Raw genomic sequence first — 24,912 nt, forward strand, 5'->3', positions numbered from 1 at the left:
GGCTGTTGACCGGCTAGGTCAGCTGCGACTTGGCCGTACGTTCGTGCTGCCTGGCCCAGAGAAACTTCTGGGCCAGCAGCGTGAGCGTGCCGGCCAGGACGATGCCGAGCAGGTTGAGCAGGAGCTGCTCGGTGGAGCCCCAGGTCTGCTCGCGGTCTCCGTAGCTGAGCGCCACCGCCGCGTTGGCAGCGGCCGGGACCGTCGTCACCGAGATGGCGACGCCGACCAGGGCGCCTGACTTCGCCGACGTCAGCGAGAGCGTCCCCGCCGCCCCCGCGAGCACCGCCACGACGAACGAGAACCAGTCGGGCGCGTACACGAAGCTGGTGTTGGGCCGGTCCTGGTCCAGTTGCTCCTGGCTGAACAGGCCCACCGCGTCCATGAAGAGGCTGAAGCCGACCGTCACCGCCATGGCGATGGCGAAGCCCACCAGGATCGCGATCAGCGAGCGCAGCGCGAGCCGCGGGGCGCGCTGCACGAGGGCCGTGCAGAAGCCCGCGAGCGGGCCGAACTCCGGGCCCACCGCCATCGCGCCCACGATCAGGATCGCGTTGTCGAGGACCACGCCGCAGGCCGCGATCATCGTGGCGAGCGTGATGAAGGCGACGTACGTGATCGAGAGCGTCGACTCCTCGTGCGTCGCGTCCGTGAGCTGCTCCCACAGGACCGCGTCCGCGCCCTCGCCCGGCGCCTCGTCCTCCGCCTTGTCCGCGCGCAGGGAGAGCGACAGATCGATGTGCTCGAGGGCGATCGAGCCGGACTTGTCGATGTCGAGCGCGCGCAGGCCGCCGATCAGGGTGTCGCCCGCCTCGCGGGCGACGTCGCACATCACGATGTCCCCCGACGGATTGCGGGCCGCGCCCGGCACGACGGCCAGGTGTGTCGCGCCGACCGTCTTCTCGATCAGGCGCACCACGGCGTCCGTCTTGTCCGCCGGGGTGATCAGGCGCAGATGCAGCATGCGCGCAGCGTAGCGGGGCTAGAGCTTGCGGAGACTCAGACGTTGCACCTTGTGGTCCGGGCCCTTGCGTACGACCAGCGTCGCGCGGCCCCGGGTGGGGGCCACGTTCTCCACCAGGTTCGGCTTGTTGATGGTCCGCCAGGTGGTGCGGGCGTAGTCGAGCGCCTCTTCCTCCGACACCTGCGTGTACTTGCGGAAGTACGAGGACGGGTTCTGGAAGGCCGTCGCGCGCAGCTTGCGGAAGCGGTTCAGGTACCAGCGCTCGATGTCCTCCGTGCGCGCGTCCACGTACACGCTGAAGTCGAAGTAGTCGGCGAGGCCGACGCGGGTGCGGCCGTCCTTGCCGGGGAGGGCCGGCTGCAGGACGTTCAGGCCCTCGACGATGAGGATGTCGGGGCGGCGGACGGAGAGGCGCTGGCCCGGCACGATGTCGTAGATCAGGTGGGAGTAGACGGGGGCCGTCACCTCGTCCTTGCCCGCCTTGATGTCCGCCACGAAGCGGGTGAGGGCTCTTCTGTCGTACGACTCCGGGAAGCCCTTGCGGGACATCAGGCCGCGGGCCTCGAGCTCCTTGGTGGGGAGCAGGAAGCCGTCCGTGGTGACCAGTTCCACGCGGGGGTGCTCGGGCCAGCGGGAGAGCAGGGCCTGGAGGAGGCGGGCGACGGTGGACTTGCCGACCGCCACCGAGCCCGCGACTCCTATGACGAAGGGGGTTCCGGACTGGGACCCCTTCTCGCCGAGGAAGGTGTTGAGGGCGCCGCGCAGGCCGTCCGTCGCGCCGACGTAGAGGTTGAGGAGGCGGGAGAGCGGGAGGTAGATGTCCCGCACCTCGTCGAGGTCGATGACGTCACCGAGGCCGCGCAGCTTCTCCAGCTCTTCCGCGGTGAGGGGCAGGGGTGTCTTCTCGCGGAGAGCACTCCACTCGGCGCGGGTGAGGTCGAGGTAGGGAGTCGCCTCCGGCTTGTGCCGGTGGGCGCTCCGGGGTGCCGTCGGGGGCACGGAGACCGAAGAGATCACAGTCCATTGTTACGGCTGTTTGAACGGGGCGGAGGGTGGGGTGCGTCACCCTGCGGGGCTCGGGCGGGGCTCTAGGCTGCTGCCCGTGATTATTGGGGTTGGTATCGACGTGGCCGAGATCGATCGGTTCGGTGCGTCGCTCGAGCGCACGGCCGGGATGGCCGAGCGGTTGTTCGTGGAGCGGGAGTTGTGGCTGCCGAGCGGGGAACGGCGGGGCATCGCGTCGCTTGCCGCGCGGTTCGCGGCGAAGGAGGCGCTGGCCAAGGCGCTGGGGGCGCCGGCGGGGCTGCGCTGGACGGACGCGGAGGTGTTCGTCGAGGAGAGCGGGCAGCCGCGGCTGCGGGTGAAGGGGACGGTGGCCGCGCGGGCCGCCGAGCTGGGGGTTCGGCAGTGGCATGTGTCGCTCAGCCATGACGCGGGGGTGGCTTCTGCTGTGGTGATAGCTGAGGGGTAGGGGTGGGGGTTTGGCGGTCGGCTGTGGTCGGTCGGTCGCTGCGGGCCGTGTTGTCGGCTGACAGACTCGGGGCATGCGTACTGCGTACTCCGTGGAGACGGTCAGGGCCGCCGAGCGGTCGTTGATGGCCCGGTTGCCGGAAGGCGCCCTGATGCAGCGGGCCGCCGCCGGGCTCGCCGTGGTCTGCGCCCAGGTGCTCGGCAAGGTGTACGGGGCGCGTGTCGTGCTGCTCGTAGGGAGCGGGGACAACGGGGGCGACGCGCTGTACGCCGGGGCGCGGCTCGCCCGGCGTGGCGCGGGGGTCGGCGCGGTGCTGCTTTCGCCCGATCGGGTGCATGCGGGTGGGCTCGCGGCGTTCCGTGCTGCCGGGGGGCGGGTGGTTTCCGCTGCGGATTCTCTTCGGGTGGAGGACGCTCTTCGGGGCGCCGATCTTGTCGTCGACGGGATCGTGGGCATCGGCGGGCAGGGCGGGCTGCGGGCCGGGGCCGCTCAAGTGGTGGGCCTGGTGCGGGAGTCGGGGGTGCCTGTGGTCGCCGTCGATCTGCCGAGCGGCGTCGACGCCGACAGCGGGGTGGTGGCCGGGGACGCGGTGCGGGCCGACGTCACGGTGACCTTCGGGGCGTACAAGCCGGGGCTGCTGATCGATCCCGGGCGGGAGTACGCCGGTGTCGTGCGGCTCGTGGACATCGGGCTCGGGGCGGTGCTCGGGGCTCCTGAGGTGGAGGCTCTTCAGTACGAGGACGTGGCCGCGCTGCTGCCGGAGCCGACGGGGGAGAGCGACAAGTACCGGCGGGGCGTGGTGGGTGTCGTCGCCGGGTCGGCGCGGTATCCGGGGGCCGCGGTGCTCGCGGTGGCGGGTGCGCTGCGGGGTGGGGCGGGGGCCGTGCGGTACGTCGGGCCTGCCGTGGACGCGGTGATCGCCCGGTTCCCCGAGGCGCTTGTCTCTGACGGGGCGCCGTCCAAGGCCGGGCGGGTGCAGGCGTGGGTGGTCGGGCCGGGGCTCGGGGACGACGCGGGGCGTCTGGAGGACGTGGTCGCCGCGGATGTGCCGGTGCTGATCGACGCGGACGGGCTGCGGCTTGTCGAGGCCGAGGTGGTGCGGGGGCGTTCCGCTCCGACTCTGCTGACGCCGCATGCGGGGGAGGCGGCGGCGTTGCTGGGGGTCTCGCGGGGGGAAGTGGAGCGGGGGCGCCTTGCTGCTGTGCGGGAGTTGGCGGGGCGGTATGGGGCGACGGTGCTTCTGAAGGGGTCTACGACGCTGGTGGCCGGGGGTGCGGGCGGGCGTGCGGGTGGACGTGGGGGTGGCCGCGGGGGTGTGGTGCGGGTCAATCCGACGGGTACGCCGTGGCTTGCCACCGCTGGCAGTGGGGATGTGCTTTCGGGGCTTGCCGGGTCGTTGCTGGCGGCGGGGCTTTCGGCGGGGGACGCGGGGGCGGTGGGGGCGTATCTCCATGGGCTGGCCGCTCGGCATGCGGCGGATGGGGCGCCGGTGGGGGCGCAGGACGTTGCGGCGGCGCTTTCGGTGGCTTGGCGGGATGTACGGGGGTAGGTGCCTTCGCGTTTCGCTTGGGTTGTGGGGCGGGGCCGCGCCGGTATGTCCGTACTCGCCATCTCGGTCCGAGCGTCTTGCTGCTGCGGCTGGGGAGTGCTGCGTACCGTGCTCCGTGCGGACATACCGACACGTCCCCTCGCGTCTCGATGCGCGCCAACGGTGCGTGGGGGCCGTGGTCCAGCCCTTTGCGTACGTCGCCCCGTTGCTGTGCGTGCAGGCCGGGCCTGGGGCGCGCGGCTGCGTGGGTGTCGGTGGGCTCTGAGAGACTGGTCGGCGTTATGACTGAGACCGCACCCTTGCGTGCCCGCGCCGAGATCGATTTGGCCGCCCTCCGGGCCAATGTGCGGACTTTGCGTGCCCACGCGCCAGGCGCCGCCTTCATGGCCGTGGTGAAGGCCGATGCGTACGGACATGGAATGGTGCCCTGCGCTCGGGCCGCGATCGAGGCCGGTGCCACCTGGGTGGGCACCGCGACCCCCGAGGAGGCGCTCGCGCTGCGCGCCGCCGGGATCCAGGGGCGTCTGATGTGCTGGCTGTGGACCCCGGGCGGGCCCTGGCGCGAGGGCATCGAGGCCGACCTCGACATGTCGGTGAGCGGATTGTGGGCGTTGCGCGAGGTCGCGGCCGCCGCGCGTGAGGTGGGGCGTCCTGCGCGTGTTCAGCTGAAGGCCGACACCGGGCTCGGGCGTAACGGCTGTATGCCCGCTGACTGGCCCGAGCTCGTCTCGCAGGCGCTTCAGGCCGAGGCCGAGGGGCTTGTGCGCGTCACCGGGCTCTGGTCGCACTTCGCGTGCGCCGATGAGCCGGGCCACCCCTCCATCGCCGCTCAGCTCCGGCTCTTCCGCGAGATGGTCGCCGCCGCCGAGGAGCGGGGGATCCGGCCCGAGGTGCGGCACATCGCCAACTCGCCGGGCACGCTCACCCTGCCGGAGACCCACTTCGATCTCGTACGACCGGGCATCGCGATGTACGGGATCTCGCCGAGCCCCGAGGTGGGGACGCCGGAGGACTTCGGCCTGCGCCCCGTCATGAGGCTCAGCGCCTCGCTCGCCCTGGTGAAGCATGTTCCGGGGGGTCACGGTGTCAGTTACGGGCATCACTACGTCACGCCCGGGGAGACCACCCTGGGCCTCGTCCCCCTGGGGTACGGGGACGGGATCCCGCGGCACGCATCGGGCACCGGACCGGTTCTCGTCGGCGGCAAGTGGCGGACGGTCGCCGGGCGTGTGGCCATGGACCAGTTCGTGGTCGACCTCGGCGGTGACGAGCCGGCGGCCGGCTCCGAAGCCGTCCTGTTCGGCCCCGGCGACCGGGGCGAGCCGACCGCCGAGGACTGGGCGCAGGCGGCGGGCACCATCGCGTACGAGATCGTCACCCGCATCGGTTCGAGGGTTCCTCGCGTCTATGTGAATGAGCGGCCTGAAGAGGACGACCGGCTCGACGACTGAGGAGGAGCGGCACGTGAGCGAGAGCAGCACGGGGGCGGCCGCGGAAGCGGTGACGGAAGTCGCCGCCGCGGCCGGGAACTGGCGCAGGGCAGGCATCGCCGGTGCCGCGATAGGCGTCGTCGCGGCGGGCGCCGCGGCCGGTGTCGCCATAGAGCGGATGACCGTCGGCCGCGGCATGCGCAAGAAGGCACGGCTCGCGCTCGACGCATCGGGTCCGTACGGATCGCTGCGCGGCATGCCGGGCAAGGCGTACGCGGATGATGGCACGGAGCTCTCGTACGAGGTAGACGAGGTCGAGGCGGAGAGCGCGCAGGCGCCGCGGCGGCGTCGGCTCTTCGGGCGCAAGGTGCCTGCTCCGGTCACCGTCGTCTTCAGCCATGGCTACTGCCTGAGCCAGGACTCCTGGCACTTCCAGCGGGCCGCCCTGCGCGGTGTCGTGCGGTGTGTCTACTGGGACCAGCGCAGCCACGGCCGGTCCGGGCGCGGGGCCGCGCAGCTCGACGACGGGAAGCCGGTCTCCATCGACCAGCTGGGGCGGGACCTGAAGGCCGTCATCGACGCGGCCGCGCCCGAGGGGCCGCTGGTCCTGGTCGGGCACTCCATGGGCGGCATGACGACGATGGCGCTTGCCGACCAGTTCCCCGAGCTGATCCGCGAGCGGGTCGTGGGGGTCGCTCTTGTGGGTACGTCGGCCGGGCGGCTCGGCCAGGTCAACTTCGGGCTTCCGGTGGCCGGGATGAACGCCGTCCGGCGCGTCCTGCCCGGCGTGCTGAAGGCGCTCGGCTCGCAGGCCGACCTGGTGGAGCGGGGGCGGCGGGCCACCTCCGATCTCTTCGCGGGGATCATCAAGCGCTACTCGTTCTCGTCGAAGGACGTGGACCCGGCGATCTCGCGGTTCGCCGAGCGGATGATCGAGTCGACGCCGATCGACGTGGTCGCGGAGTTCTATCCGGCGTTCGCCGAGCACGACAAGGCGGAGGCGTTGCGGTACTTCGCCGAGCTGCCGGTGCTCGTGCTCGCCGGGGAGAAGGACCTGGTGACGCCGAGCGAGCACAGCGAGGCGATCGCCGATCTGCTTCCGGAGGCCGAATTCGTGCTCGTACCGGACGCGGGGCATCTGGTCATGCTGGAGCACCCCGAGGTGGTCACCGACCGGCTCGCCGACCTGCTGGCCAGGGCGGGTGCCGTGCCGGCGGCGGCGGATGCGCGGACCTCGAGCGGCTGACGCAGCCGCTAACGTGGTCGGCATGGAAGCACCGCACGACCCGACCCCCGACACCACCCTCAAGATCATCGTCAACTCGCCCGAGCAGATGGGCGAGTTGGGCCGCCGGCTTGCCAAACTGCTGCGCCCCGGCGACCTGGTGATGCTCACCGGCGAGCTCGGCGCGGGCAAGACGACCCTGACCCGGGGCCTCGGCGAAGGCCTCGGCGTACGGGGCGCCGTCACGTCCCCGACCTTCGTCATCGCCCGCGTCCACCCGTCCCTCGGCGAAGGACCGCCGCTCGTGCACGTGGACGCGTACCGCCTGGGCGGCGGGCTCGACGAGATGGAGGACCTCGACCTCGATGTCTCGCTGCCCGAATCGGTGATCGTCGTGGAGTGGGGTGACGGCAAGGTCGAGGAGCTCTCCGACGATCGGCTGCGCGTGCTGATTCACCGTGCGGTGGGCGACACCACGGACGAGGTGCGGGAGGTGACGCTGAGCGGCGTCGGGGCGCGCTGGGCCGAGGCGGACCTCACGCTGCTGGCCGCGTAGTCCCGTGCGGGGCCTTTGCTTTCGTACGTTCCGCTGAACGTTCCGACAAGGCGTCGGGAAGATGTTGCGCGGGGCGCTCTGCGCGTGGTCACATGGATACCGGTACAGGTTAGGTCTACCTAACCATGTCTGCCCCGGGAGCCCAGGAGGCATCCATGTCGGCTTCAGAACGTCGTGAGGTAGGGCGGGCCCCTGGGCCTTCGGGCGTTTCCATGAGCGTGCTGTTGGCTTCATGTGCGGCTGCTCGGGCGGTGTCCACGCCGCCGAGCGCGCCGGAGCGCGGGGTGCGGGATTCTCGGGAGCGGAAGAGCGCCTAGGGGGCTGCCTCGGATTCGCCGTGCGCGGCCGCGGGTGCGTTTTGGTTGCTCGCGCAGTTCCCCGCGCCCCTTTGGGGCGCTCCAGCGGGGCGCCTTTTTAAGACCCTACGGAACGACTACGACCTTCGCGCTGATCGTTGCGAACTCCCACATCGCGTTGCCGTTCTCGCGTGACTGGCGGATGCCGCCCGTCTTCTTCGACGGGTCCGGCTTCGGGGTCGAGCCGTCCACCGCCGAGCTGAATCCGATCGCGATGCCGTCCACGCTGGTGAAGCGCACGACGTGCTCGATCGGCACGCCGTCCGTTCCGGTGACCGTCCCCGAGCGCGAGCTGACGGCGTACGCCCCCGGTACGGGGTCCACCGTGCTCGGCGTGACCTTGTACGTGCGCTGCGCCTTGCCGGAGGCCTTGACCAGCCAGACGCGGTCCTCGCCCACCGAGTAGATGACCCGCTCGCCCGCACCGGAATGTGCGGGGACCGCCTTCGGGCCGGCCTTGTCCTTGGGGGAGCGTGACGCGGAGGCCGAGGGGTCGGCGTCCGGCTTCTGGCCCGTCAGGTGGTCCGGCGCGCTGGCCGACGCCTGGTACGCGAGGAAGCCGACCGCGGCGAGCGCGGCCGCGGTGAGCCCGGCCACGAATCCCGAGCTGCTCCTGGACAACTGCGCCACCCTCTTCGTACTCCGCACGGCTACGCGTTGACGGTAGCAGCAGGTGTGCGGCTTCCCCGGTCGGCCGTGCGCCGTGCGCCGGAGCCGTAGGCTGTTCGCGTGCTCTTGCTCGCTCTGGATACCGCAACCCCCGCCGTCACCGTCGCCCTGCACGACGGGTCGTCCGTCGTCGCAGCCTCCAGCCAGGTGGACGCCCGCCGCCACGGCGAGCTGCTGCTGCCAGCCGTCGACCGGGTGCTCGCCGACGCGGGGCTGAGACTCGACGCGGTGACCGGCATCGTCGTCGGCGTGGGCCCCGGCCCCTACACAGGTCTGCGCGTCGGCCTGATGACCGCCGACACCTTCGGCCTCGCGCTCGGTGTGCCGGTGCACGGCGTGTGCACGCTCGACGGCCTCGCGTACGAGTCGGGCATCGAGGGCGGCCCCTTCGTCGTCGCCACGGACGCGCGGCGCAAGGAGGTCTACTGGGCGCGGTACGCGGACCCCCGCACCCGCCTCACGGACGCCGCCGTGGACCGGCCCGCGGACATCGCGGAGGCGGTGGCGGGGCTGCCCGCCGTCGGCGCGGGCGCGGTGCTCTACCCCGACACCTTCCCGGACGCCCGAACCCCCGAGCACGTCTCGGCTGCCTCGCTGGCCTCGCTCGCCGCGGAGAAGCTCGCCGCAGGGGAAGAACTGCTCGCGCCCCGGCCGCTCTACCTGCGCCGCCCGGACGCGCAGGTCCCCAAGAACTACAAGGTGGTCACCCCCAAGTGACGTCCGTGACGACAGTTGTCCTGCGCGAGATGCGCTGGTGGGACATCGATCCCGTGTTCGTCCTCGAGAAGGAGCTCTTCCCGGACGACGCCTGGTCGCGCGGCATGTTCTGGTCCGAGCTCGCGCACGCGCGCGGCCCGCTCGCCACCCGCCGCTATGTCGTGGCGATGGACGGCGAACGGCTCGTCGGGTACGCGGGGCTCGCCTCGGGCGGCGACCAGGCCGACGTACAGACCATTGCCGTGGCCCCGAGCCACTGGGGCACGGGGCTCGGCTCCCGGCTGCTGACCGATCTGTTGAGCGCGGCGACGGCCTTCGAGTGCGCCGAGGTCATGCTGGAAGTGCGGGTCGACAACACGCAGGCGCAGAAGCTGTACGAGCGCTTCGGCTTCGAGCCCATCGGCTTCAGACGCGGCTACTACCAGCCGGGCAATGTGGACGCCCTGGTGATGCGCCTGACCGATCCATCAACCTCAGTGAATCCCGTGCAAGGAACCGACACCCATGGCTGACGAACCGCTCGTACTCGGCATCGAGACCTCCTGCGACGAGACCGGCGTCGGCATCGTCCGCGGCACCACCCTGCTCGCCGACGCCATCGCCTCCAGCGTCGACGAGCACGCCCGCTTCGGCGGTGTCGTGCCCGAGGTCGCGTCCCGCGCGCACCTGGAAGCCATGGTGCCGACCATCGACCGTGCGCTGAAGGAAGCGGGGGTGAGCGCGAAGGACCTCGACGGCATCGCGGTGACCGCAGGGCCCGGTCTCGCGGGCGCGCTGCTTGTGGGCGTCTCGGCGGCCAAGGCGTACGCGTACGCGCTCGGCAAGCCGCTGTACGGCGTGAACCACCTGGCCTCGCACATCTGCGTGGACCAGCTGGAGCACGGCACGCTGCCGGAGCCGACGATGGCGCTGCTCGTGTCGGGCGGCCACTCCTCGCTGCTCCTGTCCGCCGACATCACTTCGGACGTACGTCCGCTGGGCGCGACCATCGACGACGCGGCGGGCGAGGCCTTCGACAAGATCGCGCGGGTGCTCAACCTGGGCTTCCCGGGCGGTCCCGTCATCGACCGGTACGCGAAGGAGGGCGACCCGACCGCGATCACCTTCCCGCGCGGGCTCACCGGGCCGCGCGACCCCGCGTACGACTTCTCCTTCTCCGGTCTGAAGACGTCCGTCGCGCGCTGGATCGAGGCCAAGCGGGCCGCGGGCGAGGACGTTCCCGTACGTGATGTGGCGGCGTCCTTCCAGGAGGCGGTCGTCGACGTGCTGACCCGCAAGGCCGTGCGGGCCTGCAAGGACGAGGGTGTGGACCACCTGATGATCGGCGGCGGCGTGGCCGCCAACACCCGGCTGCGGGCGCTCGCGCAGGAGCGCTGCGAGGCGGCCGGGATCCGGCTGCGGGTGCCGCGGCCGAAGCTGTGCACGGACAACGGCGCGATGGTCGCCGCGCTCGGCGCGGAGATGGTGGCCAGGAACCGCTCGGCCTCGGCCTGGGACCTGTCGGCGGACTCGTCGCTGCCCGTGACGGAGACTCACGTCCCCGGCCACGGGCATAGCCACGATCACGTACACGAGGCCAGTAAGGAGAACCTCTACTCTTGACCCCTCTCCCGCCAGAAGACGGGAGATTCCTGGCTCACGCCGCCCGATGAGCACTGCGGCTCACCAGGTCTTCTGCGATCAGCGCCAGCCGGGTTGAGACCCGCCCGGTTGCCTTGAACCTAGCGCACGGCCGATACCTCGTGCCGAGGAATCACGAAAGAGGACCAGGAGATGACGGTCGCGTTGATGTGGGAGGCCCGAGCCGCTGAGGGGCGTGGCGAGGAGCTGCTGTCCTGGGCACGGGCGCAGGTCCTGGACGGTGCGCCGGTCCGGCGGGAGAGCTTCCGCGCCCCGCAGGACCGGGTGCTCGTGCTGACCTGGTGGGACGCCGCGTACGACGCCGACCTTCCCGAACTGCCGGAGCCCGCACCGGAGTTGGTGACGCGGGCCGTGCACAGGTGGCGGTTCGAGTCGGTCGGCGTGGACTGACGCGGCGTACGCCCGAGCGCTAGTCCTGCTCGGGCACCCGCAGGAGCAGCGCCACGGCCGCCAGCGCCAGGACCGCGGTGGTCACCGCGGACAGCAGGGCGAGCGTGCCGAGCGTGCTGTCGAAGTACTGGCCGATGTCGCCTTCGACGGCGTACGAGTACAGGCCGCGCGCGTCCAGGTAGAGCGAGATGAAGGACAGCGCGATGGCCGTGCCGCGCGCCGCCGGGGAGTCCCTGAGCAGCAGGACGCCGACCAGGAGCGGTGCGACGACGTACGAAACGCTGTGGAAGGAGTACGGCACCGATGTGCCGTACGAGGCGTCGACGACGGCACGGAAGAAGCCGTCGACCCCGGCATCGCGGCCCGGCAGTCCCATGACGAAGACCTCGGGGCGCGTGAGCCGGTAGACGAGCCAGGCCCCGGCCACCAGACCGCCCAGGAGCACACAGACCCCGGCCGCCGTGATCTGCGGGCGCAGGCGCGGGCCTGGGCGGAAGGGCGGAGGCGGGCCGTAGCCGCCGTACGCGGGGTTCGTACCGTACGCGGCGTATGGCGGAGTGCTCCGGCGCCCCGCGCGGGCCATCTCGGCCAGGATCGCGATGCCGATGAACAGGCCCACCACCCGGAAGATGACGAGGAGTTGGCCGTTGCCGAGGCTGTCCATCATCTGCCGGTAGGGCTCCGAGACAGCGAGCCCCACGAGTTCCCGCAGGGACAGGCCGATCAGGATCACCGCGAGCAGCATCAGCGCGCCGCGCGCCACGCGGCGGCGGGCCAGCGCGATGCCGCCGAACACGAGCGCGGTCGCGATCAGCGCCCAGTCCTGCGGGGTCTGTGCCCAGGGGGTGAGCGGCGTCCGTGGGTCGTAGAGCGACTTGAGGAAGTCCGTGCCGTCCGCGCCGCCCTGGTCGATCTCGTACCCGATGAAGCCGGCGGCGGCCGTGGCGTACAGCGCGACGGCGGCTCCCATCCGCAGATAGGCCGGTGCGGTGTCGGGGCCCGCGCGGCCCGGACTCCCTTGTCGTACGCCCTGGTTCAGCAGTGCCATCCCGTCCCCCGTGATCGGCCCGGCAGTGTCAGGGGCGTCCCGCCTGCCCCAGGAGCCCGTCGATGACCGCTCCCAATTGTGTGGACACGTCGTAGTCCGCCGTCAGTTCCAGCCAGCGGTCGGCCAGTGCGGTCATGTGGGGCAGCTCATCGGCGTCCGCGTCCGTGATCATGTCGGGGAAGTGGCGCTTGCGGTCGGGTTCTTCGGCGCGGCGGGCCATCGCCTGACGGAAGACCAGATCGCCGTACACGCAGTGCCAGATGGTGCGGTAGGCGGCGACGGCCTGGCCCGGCGTGAGTCCGAGCGTCATCGCCGAGCCGATGATCTCCTCGACCATCCACAGCGCGCCCTTGTCGGTGAGATCGCCGAGGCTCAGGACCTCGACCACCCAGGGCATGCCCGCCAGCGTGCCGTGCATGTGCACGGAGACCGCGAGCATCCGGTCGCGCGGGTCGTCGGGCAGCTCGGGGCGGGGGACCGAGTCGGCCGTGCCGGACAGGGTGAGCATCAGGAGCTCGTCCTTGTCGCGTACGTGGTGGTAGAGCGCCATCGGGGTCGTGCCGACCTCCTTGGCGACCCGGCGCATGCTGAGGGCGGCGACGCCTTCCTCCTGGAGGATGCGGCGCGCGATGCCGACGATCGTGTCGAGGTCGATGCGGCTGGGGCGGCCGCGTTTCTTCTTCTCTTCGGTCTTCTTCTCGGTCTTCTCTTCTGCCTTTTCAGCTGCCACGTGGCTCATTGTCGCGCCTGCTGCCGTGTCCGGACTCGGTGGGCAGCGCATCCCGATTGATTTTCTATACGCGTATAGTAATGTTCCTGGGCATGGTGAAAACTGCTGACTCGACGTCCTCGCACCACCGTTGGCTGCTGCCGGTGCTGCTCACCGTGCAGTTCCTCGTCTCGCTCGACATGTCCGTCGTCAACATCGCGCTTCCCGACATCGGCGACGACCTCGGCTTCGGAGCCGATTCACTGATCTGGGTGGTCAACGCCTACGCACTGGCCTTCGGCGGCCTCCTCATGCTCGGCGGGCGGCTCGCCGACCTGGTGGGGCGGCGGCGCACCCTGATCGCCGGCTTCGCGGTCTTCGGCGCCGCCAGCCTGGCGGGCGGTCTCGCCGGCACTCCGGGACAGCTCGTCGCGGCGCGGGCCGTGCAGGGCGCGGGCGCGGCGGCGCTCGCCCCCGTCGCCCTCGCGCTGATCACCGTCAACTACGAGGCGGGAGCCGCGCGTTCGCGGGCGCTCGGGCTCTGGGGAGCATCGGGCGCGCTCGGCGGTGCGGTCGGCGTGATGGCGGGCGGACTGCTCACGGACTGGGCCGGCTGGCGCTCCGTGATGCTGATCAACATCCCGGTGGTCCTTGCCGCGCTCCTCCTCTCGCGCGACGGCGTGCCCGCCGACCGGCGCACCGGGCCCGCGCCGCGCCTCGACGTGGTGGGGGCGCTGCTCGTCACGGCGGGCATGGCGGTGCTGGTCCTCGGCCTGGTGCGCACGGAGACGTACGCATGGGGATCCGGTACGACCCTGGGCACGCTGGGCGCGGCGGTGGTGCTGCTCGCCGCCTTCGCCGTCGTCGAGTCCCGCAAGCGGGATCCGCTGCTGCGGCTCGGCCTGCTCGCACACCGTCCGGTGCTCTCCGCGAACGCGTTCTCGCTCCTGATGGCGTCGGGCCAGTTCGCCGCCTTCTACTTCACCTCGCTCTACCTCCAGGAGGTGCTTTCGTACGGTCCGACGACGGCGGGGGCGGCCTTCCTGCCCTTCTGCGTGGGCGTCGTCGCCGGTTCGGTGATTTCGGCGCGGACCGTGGCGCGCTTCGGGGAGCGGGCGCTCCTGGTCACCGGCGGGCTGCTCGGGGCGGCGGGGCTCGCCTGGTTCGGGCTCACGGTGGGCGTCGACGGCACGTTCCTCAACTCCATCCTGGGGCCCTCGATGGTCGCGAGCGTGGGCATGGGCATGTGCTTCGTGCCGCTGGGCACGGCCGCGACGTCGGGTGTCGCCGCCGAGGAGACCGGCATGGCGGCGGGGCTGCTCAACAGCTCCCGGCAGCTGGGCGGCTCGCTGGGGCTCGCGGTCCTGGCCACGGTGGCGTCGGGGGTCACGGGGGAGGGGCGGGGGCCGGGCCCGCTCGTCGACGGGTACGCGGCGGCGTTCTGGGTCGCGGCGGCGCTCCTCGTCGCGGCCGCCCTTGCGACAGCCGTGCTGCATCGCGCGCCCGCACGGCTCCGACCTGCGCAGACGTATGCCCAGGAAGAAACTTCGAAGAATCTCGTCGACGATGTCGATCCGGGCGTCTCCCGTTCGACGCATGGGTGAGAGGCGGGAAGAAGCCCCGCCCACGCACCGAATGGAGAACCGGTCATGCCGCGCTACCTGACGATGATCCGCATCGACGAGAAGAACTCTCCCGAGGGCGGCCCGAGCCCCGAGATGGGGCAGCGCATGGGCGAGCTGCTCGAAGAGATCACCAAGGCGGGCGTCATGCTCGACACCGCCGGCCTCACGCCGACGTCCGAGGCCTCCCGGGTGCACTGGGAGGGCGGCCGACTCTCCGTCACGGACGGGCCGTTCACCGAGGCCAAGGAGGTCGTCGGCGGCTACTCGATCTCCCAGTGCAAGGACAAGGCCGAGGCGATCGAGTGGGCCAGCCGCTTCCTGAAGATCCACGACGAGGAGTGGACGGTCACGGCGGAGGTGCGGGAGATCATGGAGGGCTGAGTCTTTGCGGTGCTCCGCGTCTTTGCGGTGTCTGGCGCAGGGTGCTCTGATGGGTGGCCGTGACGGCCCACTCTTCTGAGCACCCTCGCCCTTCTGAGCACCCTCGCCCGGACGCCTCCCGCGGCGCCATCGACACCGTCTTCCGGATCGAGTCGCCGCGCGTCGTCGCCGGTGTCGCGCGGATCGTGCGCGACGTGGGCATCGCGGAGGAACTGGCCCAGGACGCGCTGGTCGCCGCGCTCGAACAGTGGCCGGCGGCCGGCGTCCCCGACAACCCCGGCGCCTGGCTGATGACCACGGCCAAGCGGCGCGCCATCGACCTCGTACGCCGCAGGGAGCGCTACGCGCTCAAGCTGGCCGAGATGGGCCGCGACCTGGAGGCGGCGCCGCCGTCCGCCGACGACCCGGCCGACGCCGACCCCGACGACATCGACGACGACCTGTTGCGCCTCGTCTTCACCGCCTGCCACCCGGTGCTCTCCGCCGAGGCCCGTATCGCGCTGACGCTGCGGCTGCTCGGCGGTCTGACGACGGCGGAGATCGCCCGCGCGATGCTGGTACCCGAGCCGACGGTGGCCCAGCGCGTGGTGCGCGCGAAACGCACCCTCGCCGCCAAGGGCGTGCCCTTCGAAGTTCCGTACGGTCCCGACCGCGAGGCCCGCCTCGGATCGGTCCTGGAGGTCATCTACCTCATCTTCAACGAGGGGTACGCGGCCACGGAGGGCGACGACTGGCTGCGTCCTTCCCTCTGCGAGGACGCGCTGCGTCTGGCCCGCGTGCTGTCCGGTCTGATGCCGAAGGAGCCCGAAGTGCACGGCCTGGCGGCGCTGTTGGAGCTGCAGGCCTCGCGCGCCGGTGCGCGGACGGGTCCTGCGGGCGAGCCTGTCCTGCTGGCGGAACAGAACCGGCGCCGGTGGAACCAGGCGCTGATCCGGCGCGGCTTCGCGGCGCTCGCGCGGGCGCGGGCGGTTTCCTCGGCGGCTCCCGGGCCGTACGCCCTGCAGGCCGCGATCGCCGCGAACCACGCGAACGCGGCTTCGTACGAGGAGACGGACTGGGCCCAGATCGCCGCCCTGTACGCCCTGTTGGCCGAGCGGGCGCCCTCGCCGGTGGTCGAACTGAACCGCGCGGTGGCGGTCTCGATGGCCTCCGGCCCGTCGGAGGCGCTGCCCCTGGTGGACGCGCTGGCCTCCGAACCGGCCCTGAGGGGTTACCACTTGCTGCCGAGCGTGCGGGGAGATCTGCTGCTGCGGCTCGGTCGCCGGGCGGAGGCGCGGGCGGAGTTCGAGCGGGCGGCGGGGCTTGCGCGGAATGCGCGGGAGCGGGAGCTGTTGCTGGGGCGGGCGGCCGACTGCTGAGGTCCTTATGGGACTGGATGCCCGATCAGCATCGCCGGCGCCCCACCCACCCGCGTGAGGAAAACCGTCGCCGAGTTCTTGCCCTGCGGCTTCACCTTCCGTCGCAGCTCCTCCGGCTCCACCGCCGACCCCCGCTTCTTCACCGTCAGGATCCCGACCTCGCGCTCCCTCAGCACCGCCTTCAACTTCTTCACCCCAAAGGGGAGTTGATCGGTGATCTCGTACGCCACCGCGTAAGGCGTCTCGTGCAGCGAGTCCGACGTGACGTACGCGATCGTCTCGTCGATCAGACCGCCCTCGACCCGCGCGGCCACCTCCGCCACCAGATGCGCACGGATGACGGCGCCGTCCGGCTCGTACAGATAGCGCCCCACCGCCCGCACCTCCGGATCCGGCAGCATCGCGTCGAGCGAGGACCACAGCGAGGCTCCCGACGGCAGCAGCGTCGCGCGGTGCGAGGCGGGGGAGTCGGTGCCGAACCACAGCACGGCCTCCTTCACGTCCCCGCCGTCCGAGATCCACTCCGCAGCGGCATCGTCCGGCACCGCCTCGTGCGGAATCCCGGGAGCGATCTTCAGCGCCGCGTGCGGCGCCTTGCGGGCGGCCTCGATCGCCCAGGAGAGGGGCGGCGAGTAGGCCTCGGGATCGAAGATGCGGCCCCTGCCCCCGCGTCGCGCCGGGTCCACGAAGACAGCGTCGTACGCCGAAGTGTCGACCTCGGTGACATCTGCCTCGCGCACCTCGATCAACTCCGCGAGCCCCAGCGCCTCCGCGTTCGCGCGCGCCACCGCGCAGGTCAGCGGGTCGCGGTCGACGGCGAGGACGGCGATCCCGGCCCGCGCGAGCGCGATCGCGTCGCCGCCGATGCCGCAGCAGAGGTCGGCCACGCTGCGTACGCCGAGCGCCTTGAAGCTCTCGGCGCGGTGCACGGCCACGCTCGTGCGCGTCGCCTGCTCGACGCCGTTCGGCGTGAAGAACATCCGCCCCGCGTCCTCGGCGCCGAACTTCGCCACCGCCCGCCGCCGCAGCCGCGCCTGCGCGAGGACCGCCGTGACCAGTTCCGCCGGGTGCTCGCGGCGCAGCCGGGTGGCGACGGCCAGCTCCCGCGCGGGCTCGGCCTCCCGCACCTCGTCGAGATCGAGCAGGGACCGGCCCTCGGGGGTGAGCAGCGCGGAGAAGGAGGCCAGGGCGTGGTCGAGGTCGTTCACCCGGCCCATTGTGGGCCAGTCGGTGGATGGTGCGCGCGCGGCGGCGGTGTCGGCCCCTCATCAGGGCCGTGAGCTGCAAAGATCCGGCGCCATGCAACTAGTACGACAAAACGATCAATACGGCAGAAGGCGGAAGCGACGGAAGGGTCGGACGCGGGTCACCGCGGCTGCCCTCACCGCCGCCGCGATCGCCCCCGGCTGTGCCGTCGGAGGCGAGTCGGACGGCGTGAAGCCCGCCCCCGGCCAGCAGCGCCTCGACGCCCCGCCGGCCCGCGCCCTCGACTCCTACGCCCACAAGCTCCGCGTGGCCCAGGTCGCCCGCGCCGCCGCCGCGAAACGCTGGGGCCTGGCGAAGACCCCGCTGGCCGCTCCCGCGGCCCCCGCCAAGAAGCCGCGGATCACCACCCGCAAGGGTTTCGAGGTCAAGGGCCAGGCGGGCCTGCCGCCGGTCTTCACGACCATCCCGACCAAGAAGAAGATCGTCTTCCTGACCATCGACGACGGCGCCGAGAAGGACCCGGCGCTGCTGAAGATGATGACCCAGCTGAAGATCCCGTACACCGCGTTCCTCAGCGACTATCTGGTCAAGGAGGACTACGGCTACTTCAAGAAGATGCAGTCCCGCGGTGTCTCCCTGAACAACCACACCCTCAACCACCGCTATATGCCGGGACTTTCGTACGCGGGCCAGCGCCGCGAGATCTGCGGCATGCAGGACACCATCAAGAAGCGGTACGGCAAACGGCCCGAGCTCTTCCGCCCGCCGTACGGCAACTACAACGTGGACACGCTGCGCGCCGCCAAGTCCTGCGGCATCAAGGCGGTGCCGCTGTGGGCGTCGGAGGCCTTCGTCGACCGCATGGAGTGGCGCGAGTGGGACAAGGACCTGCACCCCGGCGACATCATCCTCACGCACTTCAGGGGGCGCGAGCACTGGAAGGGCACCATGCCCGACATGATCCGCAAGGTCATGAAGACGGTCACGGACAAGGGGTACGCGGTGGCCAGACTCGAGGACTACCTGTGACCGGGCGGGCGCGGCGATTCCTTGCCGGAGCCCTCGCGGCAGGCGTCCTCGCGCCCGCACTTCTCACGGGCTGCGCCCAGTCGGTGGACCCGATCGAGAGGCTGGGCCGGAAGGCTGCGGAGAAGATGCCGCAGAAGAAGCCGCCTCCCGGCTGTGGGCAGGCGTTCCGCAGGGCGGAACGGGTGGGCACAGCCGCACCCGCCGGCCCACCGAAATCGCAGGGGCAGAGGGCAACGGACACGGAACCCCCCACCACGGAGAAACGTTGCCCCGAGGGGCCCGGGGCATCCCCCGCACCTCCAGAAGGCACCCCCCACCGCTAAGACCCGCGTCAGCAATTGGCACTCCGCTTGACCGAGTGCTAATCCCCGTCCTAGTCTCAGCTCTGGCACTCCCCACTGGAGAGTGCCAATAGCGACGGGCAGGTCCGGCACCCGCGACGACGGATCCACCTGGTCGCCACTTCAGACTGTTAACCCCGTAGATCTCCGAAGGGGGAGACCGGATCGTGACGACCGCCAGCTCCAAGGTTGCCATCAAGCCGCTCGAGGACCGCATTGTGGTCCAGCCGCTCGACGCCGAGCAGACCACGGCCTCGGGCCTGGTCATTCCGGACACCGCGAAGGAGAAGCCCCAGGAGGGTGCTGTCCTCGCCGTGGGCCCGGGCCGCTTCGAGAACGGCGAGCGCCTGCCGCTCGACGTCAAGGTCGGCGACGTCGTGCTGTACAGCAAGTACGGCGGCACCGAGGTGAAGTACAACGGCGACGAGTACCTCGTCCTCTCGGCTCGCGACGTGCTCGCGATCGTCGAGAAGTAATTCACCCGAAGCAGAACATTGCTTTGAGCTGCGCCCCTGGTCACCCCGCTGATTGCCGGGCGGCAAGGGGCGCAGTTCGTTCAATCCCGAGTTTTCGAGAGGGCTGAACCGCTCCCATGGCGAAGATCCTGAAGTTCGACGAGGACGCCCGTCGCGCCCTTGAGCGCGGCGTCAACAAGCTTGCCGACACGGTCAAGGTGACGATCGGCCCCCGCGGCCGCAACGTCGTCATCGACAAGAAGTTCGGCGCCCCGACCATCACCAACGACGGCGTCACCATCGCCCGTGAGGTCGAGGTCGAGGACCCGTACGAGAACCTCGGCGCCCAGCTCGTCAAGGAGGTGGCGACCAAGACCAACGACATCGCGGGTGACGGCACCACCACCGCGACCGTGCTCGCCCAGGCCCTCGTCAAGGAAGGCCTGCGCAACGTCGCCGCCGGCGCATCCCCGGCCGCCCTGAAGAAGGGCATCGACGCCGCCGTCAAGGCCGTCTCCGACGAGCTCCTCGCCACCGCCCGTCCGATCGACGACAAGGCCGACATCGCGGCCGTCGCCGGTCTGTCCGCCCAGGACCCGCAGGTCGGCGAGCTCATCGCCGAGGCGATGGACAAGGTCGGCAAGGACGGTGTCATCACCGTCGAGGAGTCCAACACCTTCGGCCTGGAGCTGGACTTCACCGAGGGCATGGCCTTCGACAAGGGCTACCTGTCCCCGTACATGGTGTCCGACCAGGAGCGTATGGAGGCCGTCCTCGACGACCCGTACATCCTGATCCACCAGGGCAAGATCTCCTCCATCCAGGACCTCCTGCCGCTGCTCGAGAAGGTCATCCAGACCAACGCCTCGAAGCCGCTCCTGATCATCGCCGAGGACGTCGAGGGCGAGGCCCTTTCGACCCTGGTCGTGAACAAGATCCGCGGCACCTTCAACGCCGTCGCGGTGAAGGCCCCCGGCTTCGGCGACCGCCGCAAGGCCATGCTCGGTGACCTCGCCACCCTCACGGGCGGCACCGTCATCGCCGAAGAGGTCGGCCTCAAGCTCGACCAGGTCGGCCTCGACGTGCTCGGCACCGCCCGCCGCGTGACCATCACCAAGGACGACACCACCGTCGTCGACGGCGGCGGCGACGCCTCCGAGGTCCAGGGCCGCGTCAACCAGATCAAGGCCGAGATCGAGGCCACGGACTCCGACTGGGACCGCGAGAAGCTCCAGGAGCGCCTCGCGAAGCTGGCCGGCGGCGTGTGCGTCATCAAGGTCGGCGCCGCCACCGAGGTGGAGCTGAAGGAGAAGAAGCACCGTCTGGAGGACGCCATCTCCGCGACCCGCGCCGCGGTCGAGGAGGGCATCGTCTCCGGTGGTGGCTCCGCTCTGGTGCACGCCGTCAAGGTCCTCGAGGGCAACCTCGACAAGACCGGCGACGAGGCCACGGGTGTCGCGGTCGTCCGCCGCGCCGCCGTCGAGCCGCTGCGCTGGATCGCCGAGAACGCCGGCCTCGAGGGCTACGTCATCACCTCGAAGGTCGCCGAGCTCGACAAGGGTTTCGGCTTCAACGCCGCGACCGGTGAGTACGGCGACCTGGTCAAGGCCGGTGTCATCGACCCCGTCAAGGTGACGCGCTCCGCGCTGGAGAACGCCGCGTCGATCGCCTCGCTGCTGCTGACGACCGAGACCCTGGTCGTCGAGAAGCCTGCTGAGGAAGAGGCTGAGGCCGGGCACGGCCACGGTCACTCCCACTAAGGCTGCCCTGTAGCTGAACTGAGGCCCGGCGCCCCCTGGTTGGGGGCGCCGGGCCTCAGTCTTTTTCGGATTCGCGTCTGCCGGGTTTCGCGTCGTTGCCGACCTCGGATCGTGGTCCGTCCTCGCGCAGTTCCCCGCGCCCCTGACGGGGCGCCCCCCGAGGTCTTACTGCGGGCCGTACTTTCTTCCCGTACGGGATGTGACTCCGCCAAGCAGTGCCCTCGGGGTCACCTTCACCACCCCCATCAGGGTCTTGTAGCGGGGGTCCGGGATCGACAAGGTCTTGCCGCGCGCCAAGTCGGACAGGGCCGCCGCCACCAGCTTGTCGGCGTCCAGCCACATCCACTTGGGGATGTTGGACGTGCCCATCCCGGCGCGCTCGTGGAACTCCGTGCGGACGAAGCCGGGGCACAGCGCCATCAGCCGCACCCCGGAGCCGGCCAGGTCCTTCGCCGCTCCCTGGGTGAACTGCACGACCCACGCCTTGGAAGCGCCGTACGTCCCGCGCGGCACGAACGCCGCCACCGACGCGACGTTGACGACACCGCCGCGGCCCCGCTCCCGCATCGCCTCCGCGGCCGCCGACGTCAGTCGGAGCACCGCCTCGCAGTGCACCTTGAGCATCGTCAGCTCGTCGGCCATGGGCACCTCGAGATATTCGCCCTTGTTGCCGAAGCCGGCGTTGTTGACGAGGAGGTCGACCGCGTTCCTGCGGTCTCCGAGCCGCTTCTCGACGGCGGCGATCCCGTCGTCCGTGGCGAGGTCCGCCGTGAGCACCTCCGCCTCGATGCCGTGCCGGTCGTGCAGTTCGGTCGCCTGTTCCCGCAGCCGCTCGGTGTTCCGCGCCACGAGGACCAGGTTGTGGCCGTCACCGGCGAGCCGCCGGGCGAAGGCCGCGCCGATACCGGCGGTCGATCCCGTAATCAGAGCCGTAGTCATGGGCCAAGGCTAGTGAGATCTCGCGACCGCCGTTCCGCCCGGACCCTCCGCAGGTCAAGAGCCGTACTTCGCCACGTACTTGAGCGCCGACTCGATCGCGTCGGGATGCAGCGCGTCCCCCGCGGCGAGCAGCCTCGGCAGCAGGTTCTTCTCCGTCGTGACGGCCCTGAACTGGAAGGCGACGGTGACCTCGTGGTCAGGGCGGTGCACGATCTCGATCGTGTCCTCGCCCCGGATCTCACCCGGCTCGATCACCCGCAGATACGCACCGGGAGCGCCCTGCTGGGTGAAGCGCTTCACCCATGCCTTCTCGCCGACATGGCCCTGGAACGTACGGCAAGGGATGCGGCTCGACGTCACTTCGAGGACCAGCTCGGGGCCGACGCGCCAGCGCTCGCCGATCTTCGCGCCGCTCACGTCGAGCCCGGCGGTCGTGAGGTTCTCGCCGAACCCGCCGTTGGCCAGCGATCGCCCGAGCGTGCGCTCCCACTGGTCGAGGTCCTCGCGCGCGAAGGCGTACACCGCCTGGTCGTTCCCGCCGTGGTGCCGCAGATCGCAGACCTCGTCCCCGGCGAGGCCGCTCCCGCCGACCCCCTTCGCGCCGGGCGCGGTCACCCGGACGGCCCCATCGGCCGGCTGCTTATCGATGCCGGTGCCGCCCGAGGGTGCGTCGGTGTACTCGACGGCCTTGAGCCGGCCCAGATTCACAGAGAGAAGCTTCATGAGGGCAGGCTAGGGGAGCCCGCTCAAAGCGTCGACGCAATATTGGGCACTTCGCCCAAGCGTCGCTTATGCTCGAACCATGATCGAGGCCCGTCATCTCCGCGTCCTGCGTGCGGTCGCCGCCACCGGCTCCTTCTCCGCCGCGGCGCGCGAGCTCGGCTGCACCCAGCCCGCCGTCAGCCAGCAGATGAAGGCGCTCGAAGGCTCGGCAGGCACACCGCTGCTGATCCGCACGGGCCGCGAGATGCGCCTGACCCAGGCGGGCGAGGCCCTGGTCCGGCACGCCGCCGGGATCCTCGCGGGGCTCACTGCCGCCGAGGAAGAGGTCGCCGCCATCGCGGGCCTGCGGGCGGGCCGTGTCCGCCTCGTCTCCTTCCCCAGCGGCAGCTCGACCCTGGTGCCGAGCGCGCTCGCCGCCCTGCGCGCCGCGCACCCCGGCACCCGGGTCTCCCTGGTCGACGCCGAGCCGCCGCGCTCGGTCGAGATGCTGCGCGAGGGCGACTGCGATGTGGCGCTCGCCTTCCGTTACGAGGGGGCATCCGCCGCAGAGGAGTGGGACGACCTGGTGGTGCGCCCCCTGCTCGCCGACCGGCTCGTCGGTCTCGTGCCGGACGGGCACCGGCTCGCGAAGGCGGAGTCGGTCGCCATCGGGGAGCTTGCCGACGAGCCGTGGATCGCGGGCTGTCCGCGCTGTCGCAGGCAACTGGTGGAGGTCTGTGAAGGGGCGGGTTTCGTGCCCCGGATCGATTTCGCGACGGACGACTATCCGGCGGTGATCGGCCTGGTCGGCGCGGGCCTCGGAGTCGCGGTGCTGCCCGAGCTCGCCATCGAGTCGGTACGCCCCAAGGGTGCGCGCACGGTGACGGTGGAGCCCGCCGTGCAGCGCGAGATCGTCGCGCTCACCTTGCCCGACCTGGCGCAGGTGCCCGCGGTGGCCGCCACGCTTGACCACCTCGCGCGGGCCGCAGAGCGCTGAGCGCCTGCGAAGAAACGTTCCTTCAGGAACGCGAGACCGCGCTTCCGCCGACCGCCGAGTGCGGCGCCGGCGCCGGTGCCGCTGATGCCGCGACCAGGCGGTTGCGGGCCCGGCCCATGAGTTCCTCGCGCTCGTCCTCCGTCAGCCCGCCCCACACGCCGTACGGCTCGCGCACCGCGAGTGCGTGAGCGGCGCACTCCGCGCGCACCGGGCACCTCATGCAGACCTCCTTGGCGGAGTTCTCACGCGCGCTTCGTGCCGCGCCCCGCTCGCCCTCGGGGTGAAAGAAGAGCGAGCTGTCGACCCCGCGGCAGGCCGCGAGGAGCTGCCAGTCCCACAGATCTGCGTTCGGTCCGGGAAGGCGGGAGAAATCTGCCATTGCTTGTCTCCTGGTAGCCGTTCTGCGCGGATACGGTGCCCACGACCGTACATCTACTGTCTAAGGAGATGAAAATATGACTCATTGGAAAATCTAGCCGCAGACACCAGTAAAAGGGAAGGAAAGCGGCTAAATGGGGCATGGCTTGTGATGAAAGGTTGAGGGTCTCCTGCGCTGCCCCCGCTGTGTCCGCGCCCTCACGTAGAGTGCCGAAGGAGGCTGACCGCCCCGTAACTCTTTCGGGTGACCGTCGTTGAGAGTGCGGAGGCGGTTGAAAGAACAAGCGCTCGGGCAGATGTCCGAGAGCGTCAACCGCACAGGTGACGAATATGTACCAGCCTGGAGGCTCAAGGTGACGCGCAGCAGCTGTGAGAGCCGCGGAGGACAGTCATGACATCCGTCCTCGTCTGCGACGACTCCCCGCTCGCCCGAGAGGCGCTCCGCCGCGCGGTCGCGACCGTGCCCGGCGTCGAGCGCGTGACGACAGCGGCCAACGGCGAGGAAGTCCTCCGCCGCTGGGGCGCCGACCGCTCGGACCTGATTCTGATGGACGTACGCATGCCCGGTCTGGGCGGCGTGGAGACCGTCCGGCGGCTGCTGTCCGCCGACCCCGGTGCGCGCATCATCATGCTCACCGTCGCCGAGGACCTGGACGGCGTCGCGCTCGCGGTCGCCGCCGGCGCCCGCGGCTATCTCCACAAGGACGCCTCGCGCGCCGAACTGCGTGCGACCGTCACCCAGGCGCTCGCCGATCCGACGTGGCGTCTTGCTCCGCGCAGACTGCGCTCGGCCGAGATGGGCGCGGCGCCCACGCTCACCGCGCGTGAGATCCAGGTGCTCGAGGGCATGAGCCACGGCCGGTCGAACGCCGAGATCGGACGTGAGCTTTTTCTCTCCGAGGACACGGTCAAGACGCACGCCAGGCGGCTGTTCAAGAAGCTCGGCGCCTCGGACCGCGCGCACGCCGTGGCGCTCGGTTTCCGCTGGGGCCTGGTTCGTTAAGTGTCCCGCCGCGGGG

At 70.9% G+C, this 24,912-nt stretch carries 26 protein-coding genes; 17 read left to right on the top strand and 9 right to left on the bottom strand.

Translation table 11 applies throughout. The features are described from left to right. Positions 1-13 precede the first annotated feature (13 nt). Positions 14-961, bottom strand: coding sequence for a DUF389 domain-containing protein (locus OG453_RS21855; protein WP_266870010.1), 948 nt, complete (start codon positions 959-961; stop codon positions 14-16). 18 nt (positions 962-979) lie between these two features. Continuing rightward, positions 980-1,960, bottom strand: coding sequence for a type I pantothenate kinase (gene coaA / locus OG453_RS21860; protein ID WP_266873078.1), 981 nt, complete (start codon positions 1,958-1,960; stop codon positions 980-982). 103 nt (positions 1,961-2,063) lie between these two features. Between coaA and OG453_RS21865 the strand changes: the two genes are divergently transcribed. The 5 genes from OG453_RS21865 to tsaE all read left to right on the top strand — a co-directional run bounded on the left by OG453_RS21865 (position 2,064) and on the right by tsaE (position 7,192). Beyond that, positions 2,064-2,432, top strand: a complete 369-nt coding sequence (locus OG453_RS21865) for a holo-ACP synthase (RefSeq protein ID WP_266870012.1) — start codon at positions 2,064-2,066, stop codon at positions 2,430-2,432. Positions 2,433-2,505: 73 nt separating this feature from the next. Continuing rightward, entirely contained in the window at positions 2,506-3,981 is a 1,476-nt protein-coding gene (locus OG453_RS21870; RefSeq protein ID WP_266870014.1) for an NAD(P)H-hydrate dehydratase, read from the top strand. Positions 3,982-4,262: 281 nt separating this feature from the next. Then, complete coding sequence (gene alr, locus OG453_RS21875) at positions 4,263-5,432, top strand: alanine racemase (protein ID WP_266870015.1); 1,170 nt, start codon at positions 4,263-4,265, stop codon at positions 5,430-5,432. A 13-nt stretch (positions 5,433-5,445) separates the two neighbouring features. Continuing rightward, entirely contained in the window at positions 5,446-6,657 is a 1,212-nt protein-coding gene (locus tag OG453_RS21880) for an alpha/beta fold hydrolase (RefSeq protein ID WP_266870017.1), read from the top strand. Positions 6,658-6,679: 22 nt separating this feature from the next. Next, positions 6,680-7,192 carry a tRNA (adenosine(37)-N6)-threonylcarbamoyltransferase complex ATPase subunit type 1 TsaE gene (gene tsaE / locus OG453_RS21885; RefSeq protein WP_266870019.1) on the top strand — a complete coding sequence of 171 codons (513 nt, stop codon included), beginning with the start codon at positions 6,680-6,682 and terminating at the stop codon, positions 7,190-7,192. A gap of 422 nt (positions 7,193-7,614) precedes the next feature. Here the strand turns inward: tsaE and OG453_RS21890 are convergent, their stop codons facing one another. Next, entirely contained in the window at positions 7,615-8,169 is a 555-nt protein-coding gene (locus OG453_RS21890) for a hypothetical protein (RefSeq protein ID WP_266870021.1), read from the bottom strand. Between the two features lie 108 nt (positions 8,170-8,277). Between OG453_RS21890 and tsaB the strand changes: the two genes are divergently transcribed. The 4 genes from tsaB to OG453_RS21910 all read left to right on the top strand — a co-directional run bounded on the left by tsaB (position 8,278) and on the right by OG453_RS21910 (position 10,965). After that, complete coding sequence (gene tsaB / locus OG453_RS21895; RefSeq protein WP_266870023.1) at positions 8,278-8,934, top strand: tRNA (adenosine(37)-N6)-threonylcarbamoyltransferase complex dimerization subunit type 1 TsaB; 657 nt, start codon at positions 8,278-8,280, stop codon at positions 8,932-8,934. A gap of 29 nt (positions 8,935-8,963) precedes the next feature. Beyond that, positions 8,964-9,446 (top strand): ribosomal protein S18-alanine N-acetyltransferase, encoded by a 483-nt coding sequence (rimI, locus tag OG453_RS21900; RefSeq protein WP_266873079.1) that lies wholly within the window; start codon positions 8,964-8,966, stop codon positions 9,444-9,446. Further along, complete coding sequence (gene tsaD / locus OG453_RS21905) at positions 9,439-10,536, top strand: tRNA (adenosine(37)-N6)-threonylcarbamoyltransferase complex transferase subunit TsaD (RefSeq protein ID WP_266870024.1); 1,098 nt, start codon at positions 9,439-9,441, stop codon at positions 10,534-10,536. Before rimI ends, tsaD begins: the two co-directional genes overlap by 8 nt. Before the next feature lie 171 nt (positions 10,537-10,707). After that, on the top strand, positions 10,708-10,965 hold the full coding sequence (locus OG453_RS21910) for a hypothetical protein (RefSeq protein WP_266870025.1): 258 nt from the start codon (positions 10,708-10,710) through the stop codon (positions 10,963-10,965). Between the two features lie 19 nt (positions 10,966-10,984). Here OG453_RS21910 and OG453_RS21915 read toward each other — a convergent pair whose 3' ends face one another. Beyond that, the gene (locus tag OG453_RS21915) at positions 10,985-12,013 is read right to left on the bottom strand and encodes a hypothetical protein (RefSeq protein ID WP_266870027.1); all 1,029 of its coding nucleotides are present in this window, start codon (positions 12,011-12,013) and stop codon (positions 10,985-10,987) included. Between the two features lie 28 nt (positions 12,014-12,041). After that, a complete protein-coding gene (locus OG453_RS21920) occupies positions 12,042-12,743 on the bottom strand; it encodes a TetR/AcrR family transcriptional regulator (RefSeq protein WP_266870029.1) in 702 nt (233 codons plus the stop codon). A gap of 92 nt (positions 12,744-12,835) precedes the next feature. Here OG453_RS21920 and OG453_RS21925 point away from each other — a divergent pair, with 92 nt between their 5' ends. The 3 genes from OG453_RS21925 to OG453_RS21935 all read left to right on the top strand — a co-directional run bounded on the left by OG453_RS21925 (position 12,836) and on the right by OG453_RS21935 (position 16,086). Next, entirely contained in the window at positions 12,836-14,326 is a 1,491-nt protein-coding gene (locus tag OG453_RS21925) for an MFS transporter (RefSeq protein ID WP_266870031.1), read from the top strand. Between the two features lie 45 nt (positions 14,327-14,371). Beyond that, on the top strand, positions 14,372-14,728 hold the full coding sequence (locus OG453_RS21930) for a YciI family protein (protein WP_266870032.1): 357 nt from the start codon (positions 14,372-14,374) through the stop codon (positions 14,726-14,728). 128 nt (positions 14,729-14,856) lie between these two features. Continuing rightward, a complete protein-coding gene (locus tag OG453_RS21935; RefSeq protein WP_266873080.1) occupies positions 14,857-16,086 on the top strand; it encodes an RNA polymerase sigma factor in 1,230 nt (409 codons plus the stop codon). Positions 16,087-16,091: 5 nt separating this feature from the next. Here OG453_RS21935 and OG453_RS21940 read toward each other — a convergent pair whose 3' ends face one another. Then, positions 16,092-17,303, bottom strand: a complete 1,212-nt coding sequence (locus tag OG453_RS21940; RefSeq protein ID WP_266870033.1) for a methyltransferase domain-containing protein — start codon at positions 17,301-17,303, stop codon at positions 16,092-16,094. An 82-nt stretch (positions 17,304-17,385) separates the two neighbouring features. On the opposite strand from OG453_RS21940, the gene OG453_RS21945 reads away from it, so the two are divergent. The 3 genes from OG453_RS21945 (at position 17,386) to groL (ending at position 20,877) form a co-directional block, all read left to right on the top strand. Further along, positions 17,386-18,321 (top strand): polysaccharide deacetylase family protein, encoded by a 936-nt coding sequence (locus OG453_RS21945; RefSeq protein WP_266870034.1) that lies wholly within the window; start codon positions 17,386-17,388, stop codon positions 18,319-18,321. Positions 18,322-18,829: 508 nt separating this feature from the next. Further along, the gene (gene groES, locus OG453_RS21950) at positions 18,830-19,138 is read left to right on the top strand and encodes a co-chaperone GroES (RefSeq protein ID WP_006347174.1); all 309 of its coding nucleotides are present in this window, start codon (positions 18,830-18,832) and stop codon (positions 19,136-19,138) included. Between the two features lie 116 nt (positions 19,139-19,254). Beyond that, a complete protein-coding gene (gene groL, locus OG453_RS21955) occupies positions 19,255-20,877 on the top strand; it encodes a chaperonin GroEL (protein WP_266870037.1) in 1,623 nt (540 codons plus the stop codon). Positions 20,878-21,042: 165 nt separating this feature from the next. Here the strand turns inward: groL and OG453_RS21960 are convergent, their stop codons facing one another. Both OG453_RS21960 and OG453_RS21965 read right to left on the bottom strand, forming a co-directional pair. Continuing rightward, a complete protein-coding gene (locus OG453_RS21960) occupies positions 21,043-21,816 on the bottom strand; it encodes an SDR family oxidoreductase (protein ID WP_266870038.1) in 774 nt (257 codons plus the stop codon). 54 nt (positions 21,817-21,870) lie between these two features. Further along, positions 21,871-22,539, bottom strand: a complete 669-nt coding sequence (locus tag OG453_RS21965) for an MOSC domain-containing protein (protein ID WP_266870040.1) — start codon at positions 22,537-22,539, stop codon at positions 21,871-21,873. A gap of 79 nt (positions 22,540-22,618) precedes the next feature. On the opposite strand from OG453_RS21965, the gene OG453_RS21970 reads away from it, so the two are divergent. Continuing rightward, positions 22,619-23,515 carry a LysR family transcriptional regulator gene (locus OG453_RS21970; protein WP_266870042.1) on the top strand — a complete coding sequence of 299 codons (897 nt, stop codon included), beginning with the start codon at positions 22,619-22,621 and terminating at the stop codon, positions 23,513-23,515. A gap of 22 nt (positions 23,516-23,537) precedes the next feature. Here the strand turns inward: OG453_RS21970 and OG453_RS21975 are convergent, their stop codons facing one another. Beyond that, the gene (locus OG453_RS21975; protein WP_266870043.1) at positions 23,538-23,894 is read right to left on the bottom strand and encodes a WhiB family transcriptional regulator; all 357 of its coding nucleotides are present in this window, start codon (positions 23,892-23,894) and stop codon (positions 23,538-23,540) included. 390 nt (positions 23,895-24,284) lie between these two features. Between OG453_RS21975 and OG453_RS21980 the strand changes: the two genes are divergently transcribed. Then, a complete protein-coding gene (locus tag OG453_RS21980; RefSeq protein ID WP_003948568.1) occupies positions 24,285-24,896 on the top strand; it encodes a response regulator transcription factor in 612 nt (203 codons plus the stop codon). Positions 24,897-24,912 lie beyond the last annotated feature (16 nt).

It is taken from the genome of Streptomyces sp. NBC_01381 (assembly GCF_026340305.1).
GTDB lineage: Bacteria > Actinomycetota > Actinomycetes > Streptomycetales > Streptomycetaceae > Streptomyces.